Source organism: Aromatoleum toluvorans (genome assembly GCF_012910905.1).
Classification (GTDB): Bacteria; Pseudomonadota; Gammaproteobacteria; order Burkholderiales; family Rhodocyclaceae; genus Aromatoleum; species Aromatoleum toluvorans.
Map to the genome: position 1 here is coordinate 119,952 of NZ_WTVN01000004.1, position 21,643 is coordinate 141,594.

Below are 21,643 nucleotides of genomic sequence, written 5' to 3' on the forward strand. Positions count from 1 at the left end.
GACCGGCTCGACCGGTCGGCCCTGCAGGGCGCTTCAATTACTTTGAATAGTTGAGGAGAGGTCAGTATGTCGAACGAACAGCAGCCCCGTATGTATTACCCGTCGGAAGAAATCGTCAAGAACGCCGCGGTCTCGGGCATGGACGCGTATCGCGCGCTGTGCAAGGAAGCCGAGGACGACTACGAGGGCTACTGGGCGCGCCAGGCCCGCGAGCTGGTCGAGTGGAAGAAGCCTTTCACCCAGGTGCTCGACGAAAGCAACGCCCCCTTCTTCAAGTGGTTCGCCGACGGTCAGCTGAACGTCTCCTACAACTGCCTCGACCGCAACGTCAATAACGGTCTGGGCGACAAGGTCGCGCTGATCTTCGAAGCCGACAACGGCGAAGTGACCCGCGTCACGTACAAGGACCTGCTGTCGCGCGTGTGCAAGTTCGCCAACGCGCTGCGCGGCATGGGCGTCAAGAAGGGCGACCGCGTCGTCATCTACCTGCCGATGTCGATCGAAGGCGTCGTCGCGATGCAGGCCTGCGCCCGTATCGGCGCGACCCACTCGATCGTCTTCGGCGGCTTCTCCGCCCAGGCGCTGCGTGACCGCATCAACGATGCCGGCGCGGTCGCGCTGATCACCTCCGACGGCCAGTTCCGCGGCGGCAAGGCGCTGCCCCTGAAGCCGATCGCCGATGAGGCGCTCGGCATGGGCGGCTGCGAGTCCATCAAGAATGTCATCGTCGTCCAGCGCACCGGCGGTGCCTCCACGATGGTCGAGGGCCGCGACAAGTGGTTCCATGATGTCGTCGCGAACCAGACCGAAACCTGCGAGCCGGAGTGGGTCGATGCCGAGCATCCGCTGTTCCTGCTCTACACCTCGGGCTCGACGGGCAAGCCGAAGGGCGTCCAGCATTCGACGGGCGGCTACCTGCTGCACGCGATCCTGACCATGAAGTACACGTTCGACATCAAGCCGAACGACATCTTCTGGTGCACCGCCGACATCGGCTGGGTGACCGGCCACACCTACATCACCTACGGCCCGCTCGCCTGCGGCGCGACCGAGATCGTGTTCGAAGGCGTGCCGACCTACCCCGACGCCGGCCGCTTCTGGAAGATGATCCAGGACCAGAAGGTCACCGTCTTCTACACCGCGCCGACCGCGATCCGTTCGCTGATCAAGGCTGCGGAAAACACCCCGAACGTCCATCCGAAGAACTACAACCTGTCGAGCCTGCGCATCCTCGGTTCGGTCGGCGAGCCGATCAACCCGGCCGCGTGGGAGTGGTACTACGAGAACGTCGGCGGCAGCCGCTGCCCGATCGTGGATACCTTCTGGCAGACCGAGACCGGCGGCCACATGATCACCCCGCTGCCGGGCGCGACCCCGCTGGTGCCGGGCTCCTGCACGCTGCCGTTCCCGGGCATCATCGCTGCCGTCGTCGATGAGACCGGCACCGAAGTGCCGAACGGGCAGGGCGGCATCCTCGTCGTGAAGCGTCCGTGGCCGGCAATGATCCGCACGATCTGGGGCGACCCGGAGCGCTTCAAGAAGTCCTACTACCCGGACGACTTCAAGGGCAAGCTGTATCTCGCCGGCGACGGTGCGATCCGCGACAAGGACAGCGGTTACTTCACGATCACCGGCCGTATCGACGACGTGCTGAACGTCTCGGGCCACCGCATGGGCACGATGGAAATCGAATCGGCGCTCGTGGCCCACGAGAAGGTTGCCGAGGCCGCAGTCGTGGGCCGTCCGGACGACCTGACCGGCGAGGCCATCGTCGCCTTCGTCGTGCTGAAGGGTTCGCGTCCGACCGGCGAAGAGGCCAAGGCGGTGATCAAGGAGCTGCAGAACTGGGTCGGTCACGAGATCGGGCCCATCGCCAAGCCCAAGGACATCCGCTTCGGCGAGAACCTGCCGAAGACCCGTTCGGGCAAGATCATGCGCCGGCTGCTGCGTCAGCTGGCGAAGGGGGAGGAGATCACCCAGGATACGTCGACCCTCGAGAACCCGGCGATCCTGGAACAGCTCAAGCAGTCCGCGAGCTGACCCTTTCATGACGGGTGACCGGTCCGCCAGAGGCCGACCCCGGACAAGAACAAATTGAGGCAGGCCGGCGCGAGCCGGCAGTGGGAGGAGGAGAAGGCGCGCGCAAGCGCGCCTTTTTTTTCCCGAGGGCGGCCCGGGTCCGCGGGCCGCCCGCCGGGCATCGTTATACTTCGGGTAGCCATCGTCATCATGAGGAAGACATGATGCGCAGAGGTCTGGCCGGGCAGCGGCTCGTCGCAGCGTTCCTCGGGGGGGCGTTGCTGTTCAACTATCCCGTGCTGTCCTTGCTGGACAGGTCCGAACCCTTTTTCGGCATGCCCATGCTCTGGGTGTGCCTGTTTGCCGTGTGGGCGGCGCTGATCGCCGTGGTCGCGTGGATCGCGGAGCGAGGGGCGCGTTGAGGAGCCACGGATGCTCACGGGCACGGTCGTAGTCGCGGCGTCGTTCGCCTACCTGATGTTGCTGTTCGCGGTGGCGTGGTACGGCGACCGGCGGGCGGAGCAGGGGCGTTCGATCATCGCGAATCCATGGACCTATGCGATGTCGCTCGCCGTGTATTGCACGGCGTGGACCTATTTCGGCAGCGTCGGGCGTGCGGCCTCGGGCGGAGTGTGGTTCCTGCCCATCTATCTCGGTCCGACGCTGGCGATGAGTTTGTCGTGGATCGTGATGCTGAAGATGATCCGCATCTCGCGCACGTACCGCATCACCTCGATCGCCGACTTCATTGCCAGCCGTTACGGCAAGAGTCATCTGCTGGGCGGACTGGTGACGATCATCGCCGTGGTCGGCATGGTTCCCTACATCGCGCTGCAGCTGAAGGCGATTTCCAGCGGCTACTCGGTGCTCACCGGCAGCGACGACAGCGGCGTCTTCCCCTTCGCCACGGCGAGCTGGTTCAATGATGGCACGCTCTATGTCGCGCTGACGCTGGCCGTGTTCACGGTGCTGTTCGGCGCGCGCCACCTCGACGCCGCGGAACGTCATGAAGGCATGGTCGCGGCGATCGCGTTCGAGTCGGTGGTCAAGCTGCTGGCCTTCCTGGTCGTCGGCGGCTTCGTCACCTGGAGCGTGTACGAAGGATTCGGGGACATCTTCGCGCGCGCCTTCGCGAATCCCGACCTCGCCGCGCTGCTGAGCCTGCAGACGGCGAGTACGGCCGGCTACGGGGGCTGGTTCGCGATGACGCTGCTGGCGCTGCTGTCGGTGATCTTTCTCCCGCGCCAGTTCCAGGTGACGGTCGTCGAAAACGTGAACGAGCAGCATCTGCGCCGCGCGACCTGGCTCTTCCCGGCCTACCTGCTGCTGATCAACATCTTCGTGCTGCCGATTGCGCTCGGCGGCCTGCTGTATTTCGGGCGGGGTACGGTCGACCCCGACACCTTCGTCCTGTCACTGCCGCTCGCGCACGGCGAGAAGGCGCTCGCGCTGCTGGCCTTCATCGGGGGGCTGTCGGCGGCAACGGGGATGGTCATCGTCGAGACGATCGCCGTGTCGACAATGGTCTGCAACGATCTCGTGATGCCGCTGCTGCTGAGTACGAAGCGCTTCAAACGCAACGTTCATCCCGACCTGACCGGCCTGCTGCTGGGCATCCGGCGCGGGGCGATCGTCGTCGTGCTCCTGCTGGGCTATCTGTATTTTCGCCTTGCCGGCGAGGCATACGCGCTCGTGAGCATCGGACTGATCAGCTTCGCCGCGGTGGCGCAGTTTGCGCCGGCGATGCTGGGCGGGATGTACTGGCGCGGCGGCACGCGGGATGGCGCGTTCGCCGGCCTGTTGGCGGGCTTCGTGGTGTGGGCCTACACGCTGATGCTGCCCTCCGTGGCAAAGTCCGGCTGGCTCGACCGGGACTTTCTCGATCAGGGGCTGTTTGGCCTGGACTACCTGCGTCCGGAGCAGCTCTTCGGCCTGGCGGGGCTGGACAGCATCAGCCATGCCCTGTTCTGGAGCCTGACCGCGAACATCGCGTGCTACGTGCTGGTGTCGCTTGCACGCGTGCCGACGGGGCAGGAGGCCACGCAGGCGACGCTCTTCGTCGACGTCTTCAGCCGCGGCCAGGATGCCCCCGCGACCTTCTGGCGGGGCAGGGCGCAGGTTCAGGATTTGCAGCCGCTCGTGGCGCGCTTCCTGGGCGCCGAACGGGCACGGCGCATGTTCGAGGCCTACGCGCGCGAGCGCGGCGTCCGCAGCATCGAGGAGCTCAAGCCGGACGCCGGTCTGGTGCAGTTCGCCGAAACCCAGCTCGCCGGCGCGATCGGCAGCGCGTCCGCGCGCGTGATGGTGTCGTCGGTCGTGCAGGAGGAGCCGCTCGGGCTGGACGAGGTGATGGATATCCTCGACGAGGCCTCGCAGGTGCGCGCCTATTCGCACGAACTGGAGGAGAAGTCGCAGGCGCTGGAGGCTGCGACCGCGGAGCTGCGCGCGGCGAACGAGCGCCTGACCGAACTCGACCGCCTCAAGGACGACTTCATGTCTTCGGTGACGCATGAGCTGCGCACGCCGCTGACCTCGATCCGCGCGTTTTCCGAGATGCTGCTCGACGATCCGAAGATCGACCTCAAGGATCGCACGCGCTTCCTGACGATCATCGTATCCGAGACCGAGCGCCTGACGCGGCTGGTGAACCAGGTCCTGGACATGGCCAAGATCGAGTCGGGCCATGCCGAATGGCACAACACCGACATCGACATGCGCGAACTGGTCGGACACGCGGCGGAGACCACCGATCAGCTTTTCCGTGATCGCGGGGCGGTGCTCGAGATCGACCTGCCGGACGCGGCGCCGCATCTGCGTGCGGATCGCGATCGCCTGCTGCAGGTGCTGCTCAACCTGCTCTCGAATGCGGCCAAGTTCGTGCCGGACGGGGCGGGCGTGGCGCGGGTGCGGCTGAGTGCCGAGACCGGGCAGCTCCGGGTCGACGTGACCGACAACGGTCCGGGCATTGCGCCCGAGCAGCTCGGCGTGATCTTCGAGAAATTCCGCCAGGGCGGCGACGAGCGGTCGCGCCCGCAGGGCACCGGACTGGGACTGCCGATCAGCCGCCAGATCGTCGAGCACTTCGGCGGGCGGCTGTGGGTGCAGTCACGCCCCGGCGAAGGCGCGACCTTCAGCTTCGTTCTGCCGCTGCCGCTCGAGAGTGAGCGGGGTGCGGGTCACGCAATGACTTAGAATAGAAGAAGGAAAGGGGAGAGCATGGCCAAAAAAATACTGATTGCCGACGACGAACAGAACATTGTCATTTCACTCGAATTCCTCATGAAGCGCGAGGGCTACGAGGTGAGTATCGCCAACGACGGGGACGAGGCGGCGCGGCGCATTCGCGCCGAGAAGCCGGATCTGGTTCTCCTCGACGTGATGATGCCGAAGAAGAGCGGCTTCGAGGTTTGCCAGGAGGTGAAATCCGATCCCGAACTGCAGTCGGTTCGGATCCTGATGCTCACGGCGAAGGGGCGCGACACCGAGGTCGCGAAGGGGCTGGCGCTCGGGGCGGACGCCTACATGACCAAGCCGTTCTCGACGAAGGAGCTGGTGGAGCGCGTACGCAGCCTGCTTGCGGAGCGTTGAGTGATGACGGCTCGCGCCCGTTTCATCCTGGCGGTGTGCATTCTCGCGCTGCTCATGACCGGCCCCTTCGTCGTGACGGCGGGCCTGGTCTGGCTCGAGACCGGCGCGGCCGACCGGGGACGGCTGATCGACGTGGTGGTGCCGCACCTTCCGCTCGGTGCGCTGATGACCATCGTCGGCTTCGCGCTCGGCATGGTGGTCGTGCGCAACCTGTTCCGGCATTACGTGCAGGGGCTGCTGCGCATGGAGGAGCATCTCAAGTTGATGCTCGGCGCCAACCGCGAATTCCGCGTCAAGCCGGAGGGGCCGCCCGAGGTGCAGGCGCTGGCGCATGCGGTCAACGTGCTGGCGCAGCAGCGCGACGAGCTGATGCAGGACGTCGAGGCGCAGATCGCGCACGCGAAGCATTCGGTCGAGGAGGAAAAAAACCGCCTTGCGGCGCTGATGTCGGAGCTCACGCAGAGCGTCGTCGTGTGCAATCTCGACGGTCGCATCCTGCTTTACAACCACCGTGCGCGGCAGCAGTTCCGCGCGCTGTCCGACGCGCCGGCCGTCGCCGGCGGCGGCGAGCTGATCGGGCTCGGGCGCTCGATCTACGCGGTGTTCGAGCGCAACCTCATCAACCACGCACTGGAGAGCATCCAGCACGGCCTGCGCCGCAGCGCGGGCCAGCCGGTCGCCAACTTCGTCACGACGACGCGTGCGGGCCAGTTGCTGCGTGCGCAGATGGCGCCGGTGCTGGCCGTGGGACAGGGGAGTGACAGCGAGCGGGCGATCACCGGCTTCATCCTGATGCTCGACAACATCACGCGCACCTTCGAAACCGAATCGAAGCGCGACCAGATGCTGCATACGCTCACCGAAGGCAACCGGGCGGCGCTTGCCAACGTGCGTGCGGCGGCCGAGATGCTGGAATACCCGGACCTGCAGGAGGACCTGCGCGAGCGCTTCCGTACCGTGATCCGCGACGAAGTGCGGGCGATGAGCACTCGCCTCGACCATACGGCAAACGAATTCGCCGATTCGCTGAAGGCGCGCTGGCCGCTCGAGGAAATGCTCGGGGCCGACCTCATCGCCGCGGCGCAGCGCCGCATCGAGAATGTCGTCAAGCTGCCCACGAAGCTGGAGGAGATCGACGAGTCGCTGTGGGTGAAGGTCGACAGCTTCTCGCTGCTGCAGGCGCTGACTTACCTTGCCAACCGCCTGTCCGACGAGTTCGAGGTGCGCGAGGTGCGTTTCCGCCTGAGCGCCGCGGGCCGGCTGGTTCATCTCGACCTCATCTGGTCCGGCCAGGCGATGAGCACCGAGACGGTGATGAGCTGGGAGCTCGAGCCGATGCGCTTTGCGGACGAGAACAGCCCGCTCACGGTGCGCGACGTGATCGAGCGCCACGACGGCGAGATGTGGCTGGAGCGCGAGAAGGTGCGCCACCGCGCGTTCTTCCGCATCCTGTTGCCGGCCGCCATGCCGCAGGAACAGCTCGACGAGGCGGCCATCCTGCGGGGAGAAAGCCGGCCGGAATACTACGATTTCGACCTCTTCAACTGGTCGGACAAGTCGCGTGCGCTCGATGACCGTCTGCTCAGCGAACTGACCTACACGGTATTCGACACGGAAACGACGGGGCTGAACCCGTCGCAGGGTGACGAGATCATCCAGATCGGCGCGACGCGCATCGTCAATGGCAAGCTGCTGCGCCAGGAGTCGTTCGAGCAGCTTGTCGATCCCGGCCGCTACCTCTCGCCCGAGTCGGTGCAGATCCACGGCATCACCCACGACATGCTCAGGAACCAGCCGACGATCGAGGCTGTCCTGCCGGCCTTCCACGCGTTTGCCGAGGACACCGTGCTGATTGCGCACAATGCCGCCTTCGACATGCGCTTCCTGCAGATGAAGGAGGAGGCGACCGGCATCCGCTTCGACCAGCCGGTGCTCGATACGCTGCTGCTGTCTGCCGTCGTCCATCCGAACCAGGAATCGCACCGGCTCGAAGCGATCGCCGAGCGGCTGAGCCTGCCCATCATCGGCCGGCACACGGCACTGGGCGATGCGATCGTCACGGCGGAGGTGTTCCTGAAGCTGATCCCGCTGCTGGCCGAGAAAGGTATCCATACGCTGCGCCAGGCACGCGAGGCGGCGGAGCAGTCCTACTACGCGCGGGTGAGGTATTGATGCCTGATTCGCCTGATTCCGGGCAGGGAGTGACGAGCCGCTCCACTTCCGTCTCGCATCGGGCTGTGCCGGCATGACGACCTCGTCTCTCTTCGCCCGCCGCTTACGGCGGTACTACCTCTGGTACACGGTCAGCTTCATCACGTTCGTCGGCCTTCTTGCCGTCGGCGAGAAGATGGGGATGTCGGCGGGAATGATCGGCCACATCTTCCTGTTCGCGACTATCGCGATCTACGCGGGTATCGGCGTCATGAGCCGTACCGCCGACGTGACCGAATACTACGTCGCCGGCCGCCGCGTGCCGGCCGTGTTCAACGGCATGGCGACGGCAGCGGACTGGATGAGCGCGGCTTCCTACATCGGCCTTGCCGGGACGCTCTATTTCGCGGGATTCGAGGGGCTTGCCTTCGTCACCGGCTGGACAGGCGGCTTCGTCCTCGTCGCGCTCCTGCTGGCGCCCTACCTGCGGAAATTCGGCCAGTACACGATTCCGGACTTCCTCGGTGCGCGCTACCAGGGTAACGCGGCACGCGTGGTCGGCCTGATCGCCGCGGTGATCGCGAGTTTCGTGTACCTGGTGGCGCAGATCTACGGCGTCGGCCTGATCACCAGCCGCTTTGTCAGCATCGAGTTCGAGATCGGCCTGTTCGTAGGCCTCGCGGGCATTCTCGTCTGCTCCTTCCTCGGCGGCATGCGCGCGGTCACCTGGACGCAGGTCGCGCAGTACGTGATCCTGATCGTCGCCTATCTGGTGCCGGTCACCATCCTGTCGTACAAGGTGACCGGCGTGCCGGTTGCGCCGGTGATGTACGGGACGGTCCTCGGGCAGTTGTCGGAAAAGGAAAACGAACTTTTCGCCGATCCGGCCGAGGTGGCCGTGCGCAAGCAGTTCAGCGAGCGCGCCGACCAGTATGCGGCCAAGATCGCCACGCTCCCGGATTCGCTCGACGCCGAACGGCGCGAACTTATCGAACGGCTCAACCAGTTACGCCTTAAAAATGCCCCGGCGCGCGATATCGCACACACGGAGCGCGCATTGCGCGACTTGCCGCGCACGCCGGAGCACGCGCGACAGCTATGGGAGCGCGCCCGCGCCGATGCGGTCGAACGTTCGCACCTGCCGGCACGGCATGCGCAGGCCCACCCGGGCGACACGCCCGAACAACGCCAGATCGCGCGCAACAACTTCCTCGCGCTCGTGTTCGTGCTGATGGTCGGCACCGCCGCGTTGCCGCATGTGCTGATGCGCTACTACACGACCCCGGGGGTGGTCGAAGCGCGCAAGTCGGTGTTCTGGGCACTGTTCTTCATCTTCCTCCTGTATGTCACGGCCCCCGCGTACGCCGTGTTCGCCAAATGGGAGGTGTACAACAACCTCATCGGCACGAGCATCTCGATGCTGCCGAACTGGCTCTTCTCGTGGGGCAAGGTCGGCATGGTGAACATCGAGGACATCAACGGCGACGGCATCCTGCAGCTTGCCGAACTGAGCCTCAACACCGACGTGATCCTGCTCGCCACGCCCGAGATCGCCGGCCTGCCCTACGTCATCTCGGGGCTCGTCGCCGCAGGTGGCCTGGCGGCGGCGCTATCGACGGCCGACGGCCTGCTGCTCACGATCTCGAATGCGCTGTCGCACGATCTCTACTACAAAGTCATCAATCCGGGCGCCAGCACCCAGCGCCGCCTCGTCATCGCCAAGTCGCAGCTGCTGGTGGTGGCCGCCGTTGCCGCATGGGTCGCGTCGATGCGCCCGGACAACATCCTCTTCATGGTCGGCCTCGCATTCTCGATCGCCGCGGCGGCGTTCTTTCCGGCGCTGGTGCTGGGTATCTTCTGGAAGCGCGCCAACCGCCCCGGCGCAGTCGCCGGCATGCTCGCGGGACCGGCGGTCACGATCTACTACTTCGCCCGCACCCATGCGTTCTTCGGCGGTTCGATGGACAACGCCTGGTTCAACATCAGCCCGATCTCCAGCGGCGTCTTCGGCGTGCCCCTGGGCTTCCTCTCGATCGTCATCGTCAGCCTGCTCACCCGCCCGCCACCACCCGAAATCGGTGCCTTGGTCGATTTCGTGCGCTACCCGCGTCTCCCGGCCGACGATCCGGGCATGTTTACGGAGTCGAAATAGGGAGCAGCCGCGTCGGAACGGCCGCTGCGCGCGGATAATCTTGGTAGCAGGCAAAAATGGGGTTCCGTATGCCTGCTGTTCTGCTACAATGCGCGGCTCCACGGAGAGATGGATGAGTGGTTTAAGTCGCACGCCTGGAAAGCGTGTTCAGGGTAATACCCTGACGCGGGTTCGAATCCCGCTCTCTCCGCCAGATACCCAGTAAAGACGCGCCTTTCGGCGCGTTTTTCGTTTACACCCGCCATCCCGAATACGCTTAATTATGGGGCGTCGTCCGCACGCGCGGTGACGTAAAGTCTCAAGGCCGACACGCTCGTCATTCTCAGATTCCCGCGTCCCAAGCGGTTTCCGTTTGGATTCCGGGAGTATGCCCGGCAAGGTGTGCCGCGCGGAAGGCACGTACGGTCTCCAGGAATTCCGAAAGGATTGGCGACTGATCGTCGGCGCGGTATAGGCAGCTGAGGTCGATGTGGGCATTTGGTGGCCCAAATTCATGTTTTTGCATCGCAAAGTGGCTAGCCGCCGATAGCCATCATAGTACGGGACTCGCCCTGCTCGCGCCTGACGAAGCAGTTGCCCTCCCTTCAACGGAAAGGCTAGTCGCGTATGACGACAGGCACTGCTGCCGGCTACACCCCCTATAATGCACACTCCCCGTATGTCGGCTATACCCGTGATGAGAATGAACCTCAAGGTGCCCTTCGCCGAGAAGGATGAGGCGAAGAAGCTCGGTGCCCGGTGGGACGCCGCGCGGAAGCTGTGGTACATAGAGGGGCATCTCGACGAAGGGATCTTCTTGCGATGGTCGCCCACCCCTCATGACGCGGCCGCGCCTGCGGCAAGCGCGCCGAAACGGAGCAGCGCACGCAGCAAAGCCGCATCCGATACGGTCCAGGTGGGCAGCCGGTACGTCGAGCGTCCCCGGGTGTGTAATTGCCTGCCGTGGGACGACTGCGAGAAATGTCGGGTCGTACCGACGTCGACTAGCCTGAAAGGGAGCAGCGAGTGGAAGCGGTAGCGGTCATCGACTTCGAGACAACCGGGTTGTCGCCAGCGCGGGGTGACCGCGCGACAGAAATTGCTGCCGTGATTCTGGAGCGCGGCAAGGTCGTCGGCCGGTACCAGAGCTTGATGAACGCCGGTGTCCCGATTCCGCCGTTCATTGAATCGCTGACGGGAATATCCAACCGCATGATTCAGGACGCACCCCCGGTGGCCGAGGTCATGCGGGAGGTGGCGGGTTTCGTCGGCGACTACCCCATCGTCGCCCACAACGCCGCGTTCGACTCGAAATTCTGGGATGCGGAGCTCGCGGGTGTGCAACGGACCCGGACGCAGGATTTTGTCTGCTCCCTGCTCCTGTCCCGGAGGATTCTGCCCGACGCGCCCAGCCACAAGCTCGGCCGCCTGGTTGAGTTTGCCGGTTTGCCGGTGGCAGGCCGATACCACCGCGCCCTCGCAGACGCGGAGATGGCGGCCAGCCTTCTGGTGTACCTCGAGGAGGAACTCCGTCGGCGCCACAAAGCGCGGGACGTGACCGTGGAACTGCTGCGGCGGATTCAGCGCACGCCGAAAAGCCAACTGGCCAAATGCCTGGCGGCCTGGAAGGGGTAGGTGACCCCGTCCGGTGACCTCCAAAAGAGTCACTACAGCCACACGACTCGTCCCTTGCCGTGGGCTGCTGCCGGTTTCATGGACACCTTGCTAACGTGGGAAGACGAAACCGCAGGTAGTTGATGAAGACGAGTGCTGCACCCGCCGCGGCGGCGTTGGCGGCCTGGTCCGGTCCATTCAATGCTTGGCCATCTGTCTCATCATGGGGGGGCGTCGCCGGCAGCACCTTGAGTGCCCGCCGAGCTACGTAAACGCCGGGCATCCAGGGCCGGGGACGGCTGGCTAGCCCACGATGCTCGGGATCCGGTCGAAGCCGGCTTCCTCTGTCGCATCTCCGACGATGCCGACCAAAAGGTGCTCACGCGTAATCGGGTTGTATTGCAGTGCCGGTAGCAGACGGAAATTCCTGATCTCGCTCAGAACGAGCGGAGACGGGTTGCTGCTTCCACGCGTAGCGGCCGAGCGACCCGGATCCTCGTCGACGACCTCGATCTCGCGCCTGCCCATTACTTCATTCTTCCCCGTCTAAACCAAAGTCTAATTTTCACGTCGGTTCCTTCCATTTAACTTCCCTTCCACGACAACGCCCGACCTATCCGTCAGGGCGGCAAAGGATGGCGACGAGATTCGCCTTGCTTCGAGAGACACCCGACTCTCGATTGACGATACGAAGGAGACACGGATGGCTTTACTCAACAGGATGGATTGGTACGACCTGGCCAGGACTACCAACTGGACCCCGACGTACGTTACCGAAGATGAACTGTTTCCGCCGCAGCTGTCGGGTGGATTCGGTCTGCCGCAGGGGGCTTGGGAGAAATACGACGAGCCGTACAAGCAGACCTATCCCGAGTATGTAAAGGTACAGCGCGAAAAGGATGCGGGTGCGTACTCGGTAAAAGCTGCGCTCGAGCGCAGCCGGATCTTCGAGAATTCCGACCCCGGCTGGAAATCGGTCATGAAGGCGCATTATGGCGCCATCGCAAGGGGCGAATACGCCGCTGCCAGTGCCGAAGCCCGCATGATGCGTTTTTCGAAGGCGCCCGGAATGCGGAATATGGCGACCCTGGGTTGCATGGACGAAATCCGTCACGGCCAGATGCAGCTCTATTTCCCGCATGAGCACGTCGCCAAGGACCGCCAGATGGACTGGGCGTTCAAGGCCTACGATACCAACGAATGGGCGATGATCGCGGCGCGCCATTTTTTCGACGACATCATGCTGACGCGTGACGCCATCAGCGTCTCGATCATGCTGACGTTCAGTTTCGAAACCGGCTTTACCAATATGCAGTTCCTGGGGCTCGCCGCGGATGCCGCCGAGGCGGGAGACCATACGTTTGCAAATCTCATTTCGAGTATCCAGACGGACGAATCGCGTCACGCCCAGATTGGCGGACCGGCGCTCAAGGTATTGATCGAAAACGGTCACAAGGCAGAGGCGCAGAAACGCGTCGATATTGCCGTATGGAGGGCCTGGAAGCTCTTTTCGGTCCTGACCGGGCCGATCATGGACTATTACACCCCCCTCGAACACCGCAAACAGTCCTTCAAGGAATTCATGGAGGAATGGATTGTCGCCCAGTTCGAACGCGCCCTGACGGACATGGGCCTCGACCTCCCGTGGTACTGGGAACAGTTCCTGGCAGACCTCAATGAAACTCACCACGGCATGCATCTGGGGTCCTACTACTGGCGCCCGACGGTATGGTGGAATCCGGCCGCTGGAGTCACGCCGGAAGAACGCGACTGGCTGGAAAAGAAATACCCGGGATGGAATGAAACCTGGGGCCAATGCTGGGACGTGATCATCGAAAACGTGGTGGACGGCAACATGGCTTTGACCTATCCGGAAACCCTTCCCTACGTTTGCAACATGTGTCAGCTCCCGATTCTCGGCACTCCAGGCAGTAAGTGGAACGTCAAGGATTACCCGCTCGACTACAACGGCCGCCTCTACCACTTCGGCTCTGAAGTCGACCGCTGGGTCTTCCAGCAGGAACCCGAGCGTTACGCTGGGCACCTGAGCATTGTCGACCGGTTCCTCGCCGGCATGATTCAGCCGATGGATCTCGGCGGCGCGCTTCACTACATGAACATCGCCCCGGGAGAGTGCGGCGACGACGCGCATGACTACGCATGGGCGGACGTATATCGGGCGATGCGGGCTACCAAAAAGGCCGGCTAAGAACATTACCGCCCGAAACCCGACTGATCGGGTTTCGGGTTGGATTAACGAGGAGATTGAAGATGGCGCTATTTCCCCTGACCTCGAATTTCGAGGGGGATTTCGTTTTGCAGTTGGTGCCGGTAGATACCGAAGACACCATGGATGACGTCGCCGCTGCTGCGGCAATTCACTCCGTCGGTCGGCGCGTGAAGGCGCGTCCGGGATGCATTCTGCGTGTTCGCAGGCAGGGAACGGAGGATTTCCTTCCGCGAACGATGAAGGTGTCCGAATCCGGTCTAAGGCCAACCGAAACGGTAGAAATCGTCTGGGAGTCGTCCAAACACTGAGTGGTATCCCAACCACTACCGCAATCGGAGCGAAAAATGGGCTTTATGAAAATTTGCACCATCGACGACGTATGGGAAGGCGAGATGGAAGCCTTCACCGTCGATGGCAAGGAGATCCTGCTGGTGTGCGCCGAAGGGGGAGAGGTCAAGGCGTTTCAAGGGATTTGCCCCCACCAGGACATTCCACTCGTAGAAGGCAAGTTCGACGGGAAGAAGATCATTTGCAGAGCGCATCTATGGCAGTTCGATGCCTGCAGCGGCAAAGGCATCAACCCCGATGACTGCGCGCTGGCGGAATACCCCGTGAAAATCGAAGGGAGTGACGTTTTTGTCGAGACGGAGGGAGTAATTCCCCTGTTCGCGCACAGCTGACCCACTGACAGCTGAATTTGTCATGAGCTGACAACTGCAGGTCATGACTTGTAGCGATGACACGTCAAATTCCGGAGAAGTGCCCGGTCGATCAAAAACCATCGTCCGGCGAGCGGCAAGGACTGAGCGAGGAGACATCAATGATCTTGGGAAGCAGTGCGCAAGCGTACCACAACAACATGGTCGGGCCGATAATGCGCGCCGGCGATTTGGCCACGGCAGTAATTGAAGCTGCGAAGCTGGATAACCCGGGCAGGGAGCTGTTCGTCGAGGACAAACGTGCGTACATCCGGATCCATATGGAGCAGGAAATGGTGCTTCGGCGGCAGACCATCGAGGAAGAGCTGGGGAGGCCTTTCAAGATGAATGATTTGGAAGTGGACCTGAGTTCCTTCGCGGGGCAGATCGAAAGCCGTGATAACGAAATCCGCTTCTATTTCGTCAAGAGAATTTGAATAGGCCCATGGTCTTCGATCAGGGCGCCACATAAAGAGATGTTGAGGAGACAAGAATGTCGGAAATCCAGCAGTTGAAGCCGCTGAAAACATGGAGCCATCTGGCGGCGCGCCGTCGCAAGCCCAGTGAATACGAGATCGTCAGCGCGAACCTCCATTACAACGACCGCGATCCGAATGCTCCCTATGAGCTGGATCCGAACATGTTCATGAATGCGTGGTACAAGAAGAACACGTTCGCGACAACGCTCGATCACGACGACTGGAATGCCTTCCGCGATCCCGACGAGGTCGTCTATCGCACCTACAACATGATGCAGGACGGCCAGGAAACGTATGTCTTTGGCCTGCTGGATCAGTTCAGTCAACGGGAGCACGACAAGTCTCTCGATCTGCGCTGGACCGGTTCGCTTGCGCGCCTCTATACACCATCGCGGTATCTCTTCCACACGCTTCAAATGGCGTCCGCCTATGTCGGGCAGGTCTCCCCGGCCAGCACGATCACAAGCTGCCACTACTTCCAGATGGCGGACAGCCTGCGTTGGCTTAGCCATACGGCCTATCGCACCAAAGAACTGTCCGTGGCCTTCCCCGACAAGTGTTTCGCCCAGGATGAACGCACTTATTGGGAAAAGGATCCGGTGTGGCAGGGCTTTCGCGAACTCATGGAGAAGGCGTTGACGGTGTGGGACTGGGGTGAAGCCCTTGTCGTTCTAAACCTGGTGGCGAAACCCGCCATCGAAGAGAGTGTTCTCCGCAAGCTCGGGGAATCGGCACGACATAACGGCGACACCCTCCTTGGGCTGATTACGGATGCACAGCTAATCGACTCCGCGCGCCATCGGCGCTGGATCAGCGCCCTGATCAAGATGGCACTCGAAAAGCCGGGCAATCTGGAAATCATCCGTGGTTGGGTGGCGAAGTGGGAGCCGCTGGCTGACAAGGCAATTGATGCCTATTGCGAAATGCTGCCTGACGTTCCGGATGCGGCCGCCTCGGCCAAATCCGCGACGCGCGACTTTCGGCGTTCCCTGGGATTGTAAGCCAAACAGACACCTGTTACCTGCGGCACGTTCAAGGGCGTGCCAGCAGAATTTATTCGTCTTCTTGGAGGTGCCATGGGCGATCTGGCGACGATTAGAAACGAGAGGGATGGCTGCGCCTTTCCTCAGGAGAATGGCGATACGATCCTGCGTGCGGCTCTTCGTGCGGGCATAGGGATTAGCTACGAGTGCAATTCCGGCGGCTGTGGTGGCTGCAAATTCGAACTTCTCGAGGGCGACATCGAGACACTCTGGCCGCAGGCGCCCGGCCTGAGCGAGCGTGACAGGAAGCGGGGCCGCCATCTGGCTTGTCAATGCAGGGCCATCGGGGATGTGACCATTGCGGCTCCCAGTGCCCTGGAATATGTGCCGAGAGTTCCGCCCAAGCGCCAGAAGGCATGGCTCCATGAGGTGCGCACCATCACCCACGATATTCGCGAGTTCAGATTCGTTTCCAGCGAAGAGGCCGACTTTCTGCCTGGGCAATATGCAATGCTGGAGCTGCCTGGCCTGGAAGGTTCTCGTGCATATTCACTTTCCAATACGGCAAACGCCAACCGTGAATGGCATTTCCAGGTGCGGCGGGTACAGCATGGCAAAGGCTCCCATATCCTGTTCGACAGGTTGGCCGTGGGTGATGAAATCGCCCTGGATGGACCGTACGGACTTGCCTATTTGCGCACGGAATCCGAGCGTGATCTGGTGTGCGTAGCAGGGGGTTCCGGTTTGGCCCCCATGGTGTCCATTGCCAGAGGCGCGGCCGAGGGAGGCTTGCTGGACAACAGGACCCTCCATTTCTTCTACGGTGCCAGGACACGCCATGACGTCTGCGGGGAGGAGATGCTTCGTGAACTCGGGAAATTTGGCGACTCGATCCGGTACATCCCGGTGGTTTCACTTCCGTGCGATGAAGGGCAGTGGAATGGTCTGACGGGCTATGTCCATGACCAGCTTGCTCAGGTCTTGCCACGGGAGTTTTGCAGCTACGAATTCTATTTCGCCGGCCCACCGCCGATGACGCAGGCGATACAGGAATTGCTGATGGTCGGGCACAAGGTGCCATTTGGACAGATTCATTTTGATCGTTTCTTTTAGCGTGAGCGGGAAACCGTACTCAAACAACGATTAACACGCGAAATGGAGAGAAGAGCGATGTCAAGGAAGCGAATTGCGCAGCTGGCGGTCCTGGCTGCCCTGGCGGCACAGGGCCATAGTGCGTCGGCCACCGATGTATTCTATCTGGAGGGGGTTGGGGCGGTTTCGCGCTCGATGGGCGGTGCGGGGGTGGCTCAGGATCTGGGGCCGAGCGGCATGATGACGAACCCCGCCACGCTGTCATTGATGCGTGAGGAAAGGCAGGCATTGTTCGGACTGGATCTGGTGACAACAGATATCAGTGCCAGGAACAAGGCGACCGGAGAGACGGCAAATTCCGACTCGCACTCGCGCAACCGCGGCCCTTATCTTGCTCCCGAGGTCGCTTACGTCGAAAGATTCGGCAAGTGGTCCTTCGGAATCGGCGCGTTTGCGAGAGGCGGCCTCGGAACAGAGTATGGTCGCAAGAGTTTTCTGTCCCGCGATTCTGGAGGGGGCGATACAGGTCTGGACAATTCCAGCAGGCTCCTGGTCCTGGATATTCCCTTGGCGATGAGCTATCAGGTCGACGATGCATTGTCCATTGGCGCAAGCCTTGATGCCGTGTGGCAGGGGGTGAACCTGGACTTGTTGCTGGGCGCGGATCAGGCCGGGGATCTGATTGGCGGCGGACGGGTCAGCGGGTCACTGCTGCCGGTGCTCGGTACTGTGCCGGCACTCCAGGGGGCTCATTTCAGCCTGACCAAGAACGGACCCATTGCCAGCGGGGTTAACGCCTGGGGTTACTCGGGGCGGCTCGGGTTGGTCTACCAAGCGACGCAAGCCACGAGATTCGGTGCCTCCTACACAATTCAAAGCCAGGTCGGCGACATGGAGGGGGACGCCACCTTGACGGCAATTTCCGGTGTGGCAGGCAAGATTCCATTGACGGGGAAGATCAAGATCAAGGACTTTCAGATGCCGGCAAAGCTGAGTGTTGGCGTTTTGCACAGTCTGACCGACAAGTGGAGTGTGGCTGCCGACATTTCGAGGGTGTTTTGGAAGGACGTGATGAAGGACATCAAGGTTGCGTTCGAGGCGGATGGAGGCGGCAATCTCAATGTGTCTCTTCCGCAGGACTACCGTGACCAGACGATTCTCGCCCTGGGAACTTCCTATGTACTGACGCCGGAATGGACGGTGCGCGCCGGGGTGCGTTTTGCCTCCCAAGCCCTTCGCAGCGGAACTCTTTTGGCGGTGGTTCCGGCGATCCCCACCAAGCACATTTCGGCCGGCTTTACTTACGCATTCTCCAAGTCGAGCAGAGTCAATTTTGCATATTCGCATGCATTCAAGGAACGCATGACCAACAGATCCTTGCCGAATACCTCCGCGCCGATCGAGGTTTCGCATTCTCAGGACAACGTGACACTTGATTACACGATCAGCTTCTGATTTCCAGTGAATCGATGATCCAAGCCCGCGCGCCTGGGTCGGGATTGGCCGGTGCTTGAAGCGCCGGTTCGCCTCGGCCTGGAAGCGCGGGATCTGCGCTTCCCTAAGGCCAACCTTCCCGTTATCCTCCTTCGCATCGTTCCTTCAGGGTGCGACGGGCGAGGCGTGCCTTGTCCTGCTTTTTTGGGAACAGGTGCGATCGTGGATGACATTGCCAGCCGTATTGGCGTAAACGAATTCCAGACGAAGTCTCTCAAGGTTCGCAAGTCTGCTGGTGTCGAAAAATGACTAATTCTGGCGAGACATTGGTCGGCGACAGTCCCGATCCATCGGTTGGGAGCCCTATTGCTTCCGTCAAGGGCGTCGAACTGTTGGTGGATGACCCTGTAGATGTTCGTCGCCAGAAGCTGGCACGGATCATCCTGGATTCGATGTACCAGTTCCTGGGGTTGCTGGATATCGACGGAACCGTCATAGAAATCAATAAGGCTGCCTTGGCGGGGGCGGGGATAGAACTTCAGGAGGTCGTTGGGAAGCCATTCTGGGAGGCGCGTTGGTGGGCTTTGTCCGAAGAGACCCGCCAACGCGTCAAATCCATGGTTGCCCAGGCCAGGGAAGGGCGGTTCGTGCGATGCGATATCGAAATTTATGGGAAATCCAGAGGTACGGGGACAATAGTTGTCGATTTTTCCCTGACCCCCATATTCGACGATCGCGGAGAGATCGCCTTTCTGCTGCCGGAGGGGAGGGATGTCTCGGAGAAGATTGAAATCGAGGCCGAGCTGACGCGAAAGAACAACGAAGTGAATGCTGCGTTGGAAAAGCTGCGCGAGATTGACGGCTTCAAGACGAAATTCTTCGCTAACGTCAGTCACGACTTGCGTACCCCCCTCACACTGATTCTCGGGCCCGTCAATCAGTTGCTCCACGCGTCGGATCTGGTTTGTGAGCGCGATCAGTTTCGGCTGAAGGCTATCAAGCGCAACGCGCAAGCCTTGCTTCAGCAGGTCAACGACTTGTTGGACCTGGGGAGAATCGATGCCGGGGAAATGCCCCTTGTCTACTCTTGCCTGGACGTGACCGCATTGTTGCGTGAGGTGGCGGCAGGGTTTGCAGCGGCGGCGGCGGAGCGCGGCATCAGCTTGACCGTGCCGAATGGCGAAGAACTGGAGGTCGATGTCGACCGGAGGAAATTCGGTCGGGTGATTACCAATCTGCTTGCAAATGCCCTGAAGTTCACTCCGGATGGCGGTCGTATCCGGTGTTCGGTCAGTCGGCTGTCAAGGGACCGTTTTTTGGTGAGTGTCCAGGACAATGGTCCCGGCGTTCCCGACAAGCTCAAGAGCGCGATCTTCGATCGCTATTCTCAGGGAGAAGATCAACTCTCGGCGAAAGGAAGCGGGCTCGGCCTGAATATTGTCAAGGAGCTGGTCGAGTTACATCGCGGAACGATCTCGGTGCTCGATGCGCCCGAACGGGGCGCCGTGTTTCAGGTGGAGTTGCCGCTTCGGGCACCATCGGGGGCCTTTGTCCGGGCGACAGATTCCACGGGCGACGTTTCGCCCGATGTTGAAGCTGGCCCCCTGAGGTCACTCGAGGCTCCTCACGTTTCGGGGAGGCGGGGAGAGGCACGAATCCTGGTTGTTGAAGACAATCCGGATCTTCGGCAGTTTCTCTATGACGTGCTTGCCGACGATTATCAGGTCGCGCTCGCCGAAAACGGGGAGGCGGCGTTGCGCGTGGCGCAGGAATGGGTCCCGGACATGGTCGTTACCGACTTGATGATGCCGGAAATGGACGGTGAGCGGTTCGTGCGAATCTTTCGCGAGCAACACACGGAAAACATACCGGTGCTGGTTCTTTCGGCGCGGGCGGATGATGCACTACGCGAATCCTTGCTGGAAGATCTGGTACAGGATTACGTCACAAAGCCGTTCTCGCCCCAGGAGTTGCGCGCGCGCGTCCGTAATCTGGTGACCGTAAAGCTGACTGCGGACATTCTCCGAAAGGAGCTCAACTCGCAGGCGTCAGACATCAAGGAGTTGACTGCAGGTCTTATCGCGAGCCACAAGTCCCTGCAGGACGGGCTGATGGCCTTGCAGATATCCGAGCGCCGCTGGCAGGGTTTTTACGAGAACACGGCGGTCGGCATAGCGTTGCTCGATACCGACGGAAAGATCATGAAGGCAAACCCGGCGCTTCAGAAGATGCTCGGCTATCAGGCCCATGACATCGGCGGCGTTTCGCTCATCGATCTTACCGAGGAATCAGAGCGCGCAAAGACGCGACGGAATGTCATGGGCTTGCTCGAAGGGAGAGTCGAGAGTTACCAGGTAAAAAAGCGTTATGAGCGAAGTGATGGAGGGTTCCTGTGGGCCAACGTCATTGCTTCGGTCATTCCACTCGTCGATGTACATGCGCCGCGTATAGCCGTGATCGTGGAAGATGTGACGGCCCAGAAAGCTGCGGAAGACGCGTTGGCCAAGACCCAAACGGAACTTGTGCGGGTTTCCCGGGTGACGACAATGGGAGAGCTGGTCGCGTCGATAGCTCATGAAGTCAATCAGCCTCTTTCGGCCATCGTCACCAACAGCCATGCCGCACTGCGATGGATCGAAAGGGAAACGCCGGACTATGAGGAAGTCGTGGCTGCGCTGCACAGGGTGCATCGCGATGCGGTGCACGCCGGAAAGGTAATCTCGCGAATCCGCAATTTCCTGAAGGACCGGGGCTTGAAGCGGGGTCCGGTAAACGTCCGGGATATGATTGACAGCCTGGTCCAGATGCTCCAGAGGGCGCTGACCGAAACTGCAACAAGCGTTGACGTCCGGATCAAGGACCCGCTCCCGGCGCTCGAGGCTGACCAGGTCCAGCTACAACAGGTGATGCTGAATCTGCTTGTGAACGCCCTTGACGCGATGAGAAGGCAAAAAGGAAAAGGACGCAAAATTGTGGTTGCCGTCGAGGCGGATGCTTCAGGAGGCGTGTTGTTTTCGGTGAGTGATTCAGGTCCAGGCATTCCGGCGGACAAGATATCTGGGATCTTCGAACCGTTCTATTCTACGAAAGAGGACGGGCTGGGTATGGGGTTGGCCATAAGCAGGTCCATTGTCGAGGGGCATGGCGGAAAATTGTGGCTTGAGTCATGTGGTCCGCAAGGAGCGTGTTTCTGCTTCACCATTCCTGCCACTCAGGACTGAGCT

18 protein-coding genes and 1 tRNA gene are annotated in these 21,643 nt (G+C 61.7%); 18 read left to right on the plus strand and 1 reads right to left on the minus strand.

What is annotated here, in order from left to right; all coding sequences use genetic code 11:
- Window positions 1-66: 66 nt before the first annotated feature.
- The 9 genes from acs (at window position 67) to GPA22_RS04580 (ending at window position 11,524) form a co-directional block, all read left to right on the plus strand.
- Window positions 67-2,040 carry an acetate--CoA ligase gene (gene acs, locus GPA22_RS04540; protein ID WP_169254907.1) on the plus strand — a complete coding sequence of 658 codons (1,974 nt, stop codon included), beginning with the start codon at window positions 67-69 and terminating at the stop codon, window positions 2,038-2,040.
- Between the two features lie 203 nt (window positions 2,041-2,243).
- Entirely contained in the window at window positions 2,244-2,441 is a 198-nt protein-coding gene (locus tag GPA22_RS04545) for a hypothetical protein (protein WP_211168937.1), read from the plus strand.
- A 10-nt stretch (window positions 2,442-2,451) separates the two neighbouring features.
- A complete protein-coding gene (locus tag GPA22_RS04550) occupies window positions 2,452-5,211 on the plus strand; it encodes an ATP-binding protein (protein ID WP_169254909.1) in 2,760 nt (919 codons plus the stop codon).
- Window positions 5,212-5,235: 24 nt separating this feature from the next.
- Complete coding sequence (locus GPA22_RS04555) at window positions 5,236-5,607, plus strand: response regulator transcription factor (protein WP_169254910.1); 372 nt, start codon at window positions 5,236-5,238, stop codon at window positions 5,605-5,607.
- Window positions 5,608-5,610: 3 nt separating this feature from the next.
- Complete coding sequence (locus GPA22_RS04560) at window positions 5,611-7,779, plus strand: 3'-5' exonuclease (protein ID WP_169254911.1); 2,169 nt, start codon at window positions 5,611-5,613, stop codon at window positions 7,777-7,779.
- A 73-nt stretch (window positions 7,780-7,852) separates the two neighbouring features.
- On the plus strand, window positions 7,853-9,910 hold the full coding sequence (locus GPA22_RS04565) for a VC_2705 family sodium/solute symporter (RefSeq protein ID WP_169254912.1): 2,058 nt from the start codon (window positions 7,853-7,855) through the stop codon (window positions 9,908-9,910).
- Window positions 9,911-10,012: 102 nt separating this feature from the next.
- A tRNA-Ser gene (locus GPA22_RS04570) sits at window positions 10,013-10,103 on the plus strand.
- Window positions 10,104-10,592: 489 nt separating this feature from the next.
- Window positions 10,593-10,928, plus strand: coding sequence for a DUF5710 domain-containing protein (locus GPA22_RS22705; RefSeq protein ID WP_343035950.1), 336 nt, complete (start codon window positions 10,593-10,595; stop codon window positions 10,926-10,928).
- Window positions 10,916-11,524, plus strand: a complete 609-nt coding sequence (locus GPA22_RS04580; protein ID WP_169254914.1) for an exonuclease domain-containing protein — start codon at window positions 10,916-10,918, stop codon at window positions 11,522-11,524. Before GPA22_RS22705 ends, GPA22_RS04580 begins: the two co-directional genes overlap by 13 nt.
- Before the next feature lie 282 nt (window positions 11,525-11,806).
- Here GPA22_RS04580 and GPA22_RS04585 read toward each other — a convergent pair whose 3' ends face one another.
- Window positions 11,807-12,031 (minus strand): hypothetical protein, encoded by a 225-nt coding sequence (locus GPA22_RS04585; protein ID WP_169254915.1) that lies wholly within the window; start codon window positions 12,029-12,031, stop codon window positions 11,807-11,809.
- Window positions 12,032-12,206: 175 nt separating this feature from the next.
- Between GPA22_RS04585 and GPA22_RS04590 the strand changes: the two genes are divergently transcribed.
- The 9 genes from GPA22_RS04590 (at window position 12,207) to GPA22_RS04630 (ending at window position 21,640) form a co-directional block, all read left to right on the plus strand.
- Complete coding sequence (locus GPA22_RS04590; protein WP_169254916.1) at window positions 12,207-13,712, plus strand: aromatic/alkene/methane monooxygenase hydroxylase/oxygenase subunit alpha; 1,506 nt, start codon at window positions 12,207-12,209, stop codon at window positions 13,710-13,712.
- 62 nt (window positions 13,713-13,774) lie between these two features.
- Window positions 13,775-14,041: a toluene-4-monooxygenase system B family protein gene (locus GPA22_RS04595; protein WP_169254917.1), complete on the plus strand. Its 267-nt coding sequence runs from the start codon at window positions 13,775-13,777 to the stop codon at window positions 14,039-14,041.
- Between the two features lie 36 nt (window positions 14,042-14,077).
- Complete coding sequence (locus GPA22_RS04600; RefSeq protein WP_169254918.1) at window positions 14,078-14,413, plus strand: monooxygenase system ferredoxin subunit; 336 nt, start codon at window positions 14,078-14,080, stop codon at window positions 14,411-14,413.
- A 56-nt stretch (window positions 14,414-14,469) separates the two neighbouring features.
- The gene (locus tag GPA22_RS04605; protein WP_246264073.1) at window positions 14,470-14,868 is read left to right on the plus strand and encodes an MmoB/DmpM family protein; all 399 of its coding nucleotides are present in this window, start codon (window positions 14,470-14,472) and stop codon (window positions 14,866-14,868) included.
- A gap of 56 nt (window positions 14,869-14,924) precedes the next feature.
- Window positions 14,925-15,911 (plus strand): aromatic/alkene monooxygenase hydroxylase subunit beta, encoded by a 987-nt coding sequence (locus GPA22_RS04610; protein WP_169254920.1) that lies wholly within the window; start codon window positions 14,925-14,927, stop codon window positions 15,909-15,911.
- Between the two features lie 75 nt (window positions 15,912-15,986).
- Window positions 15,987-17,006: a 2Fe-2S iron-sulfur cluster-binding protein gene (locus GPA22_RS04615; protein WP_169254921.1), complete on the plus strand. Its 1,020-nt coding sequence runs from the start codon at window positions 15,987-15,989 to the stop codon at window positions 17,004-17,006.
- Window positions 17,007-17,063: 57 nt separating this feature from the next.
- Window positions 17,064-18,440: an OmpP1/FadL family transporter gene (locus GPA22_RS04620; protein WP_169254922.1), complete on the plus strand. Its 1,377-nt coding sequence runs from the start codon at window positions 17,064-17,066 to the stop codon at window positions 18,438-18,440.
- A 51-nt stretch (window positions 18,441-18,491) separates the two neighbouring features.
- Window positions 18,492-18,728 carry a hypothetical protein gene (locus tag GPA22_RS04625; RefSeq protein WP_169254923.1) on the plus strand — a complete coding sequence of 79 codons (237 nt, stop codon included), beginning with the start codon at window positions 18,492-18,494 and terminating at the stop codon, window positions 18,726-18,728.
- On the plus strand, window positions 18,725-21,640 hold the full coding sequence (locus GPA22_RS04630) for an ATP-binding protein (RefSeq protein ID WP_169254924.1): 2,916 nt from the start codon (window positions 18,725-18,727) through the stop codon (window positions 21,638-21,640). Before GPA22_RS04625 ends, GPA22_RS04630 begins: the two co-directional genes overlap by 4 nt.
- The last annotated feature ends 3 nt before the right edge of the window (window positions 21,641-21,643 follow it).

Coding starts and splice junctions, on each gene's coding strand:
- GPA22_RS04585 (WP_169254915.1), bottom strand. CDS start 12,031: ATGGGCAGGCGCGAGATCGAGGTCGTCGACGAGGATCCGGGTCGCTCG.
- GPA22_RS04550 (WP_169254909.1), top strand. CDS start 2,452: ATGCTCACGGGCACGGTCGTAGTCGCGGCGTCGTTCGCCTACCTGATG.
- GPA22_RS04560 (WP_169254911.1), top strand. CDS start 5,611: ATGACGGCTCGCGCCCGTTTCATCCTGGCGGTGTGCATTCTCGCGCTG.
- GPA22_RS04600 (WP_169254918.1), top strand. CDS start 14,078: ATGGGCTTTATGAAAATTTGCACCATCGACGACGTATGGGAAGGCGAG.
- acs (WP_169254907.1), top strand. CDS start 67: ATGTCGAACGAACAGCAGCCCCGTATGTATTACCCGTCGGAAGAAATC.
- GPA22_RS22705 (WP_343035950.1), top strand. CDS start 10,593: ATGAACCTCAAGGTGCCCTTCGCCGAGAAGGATGAGGCGAAGAAGCTC.
- GPA22_RS04615 (WP_169254921.1), top strand. CDS start 15,987: ATGGGCGATCTGGCGACGATTAGAAACGAGAGGGATGGCTGCGCCTTT.
- GPA22_RS04555 (WP_169254910.1), top strand. CDS start 5,236: ATGGCCAAAAAAATACTGATTGCCGACGACGAACAGAACATTGTCATT.
- GPA22_RS04605 (WP_246264073.1), top strand. CDS start 14,470: ATGACACGTCAAATTCCGGAGAAGTGCCCGGTCGATCAAAAACCATCG.
- GPA22_RS04565 (WP_169254912.1), top strand. CDS start 7,853: ATGACGACCTCGTCTCTCTTCGCCCGCCGCTTACGGCGGTACTACCTC.
- GPA22_RS04620 (WP_169254922.1), top strand. CDS start 17,064: ATGTCAAGGAAGCGAATTGCGCAGCTGGCGGTCCTGGCTGCCCTGGCG.
- GPA22_RS04545 (WP_211168937.1), top strand. CDS start 2,244: ATGCGCAGAGGTCTGGCCGGGCAGCGGCTCGTCGCAGCGTTCCTCGGG.
- GPA22_RS04595 (WP_169254917.1), top strand. CDS start 13,775: ATGGCGCTATTTCCCCTGACCTCGAATTTCGAGGGGGATTTCGTTTTG.
- GPA22_RS04590 (WP_169254916.1), top strand. CDS start 12,207: ATGGCTTTACTCAACAGGATGGATTGGTACGACCTGGCCAGGACTACC.
- GPA22_RS04610 (WP_169254920.1), top strand. CDS start 14,925: ATGTCGGAAATCCAGCAGTTGAAGCCGCTGAAAACATGGAGCCATCTG.
- GPA22_RS04630 (WP_169254924.1), top strand. CDS start 18,725: ATGACTAATTCTGGCGAGACATTGGTCGGCGACAGTCCCGATCCATCG.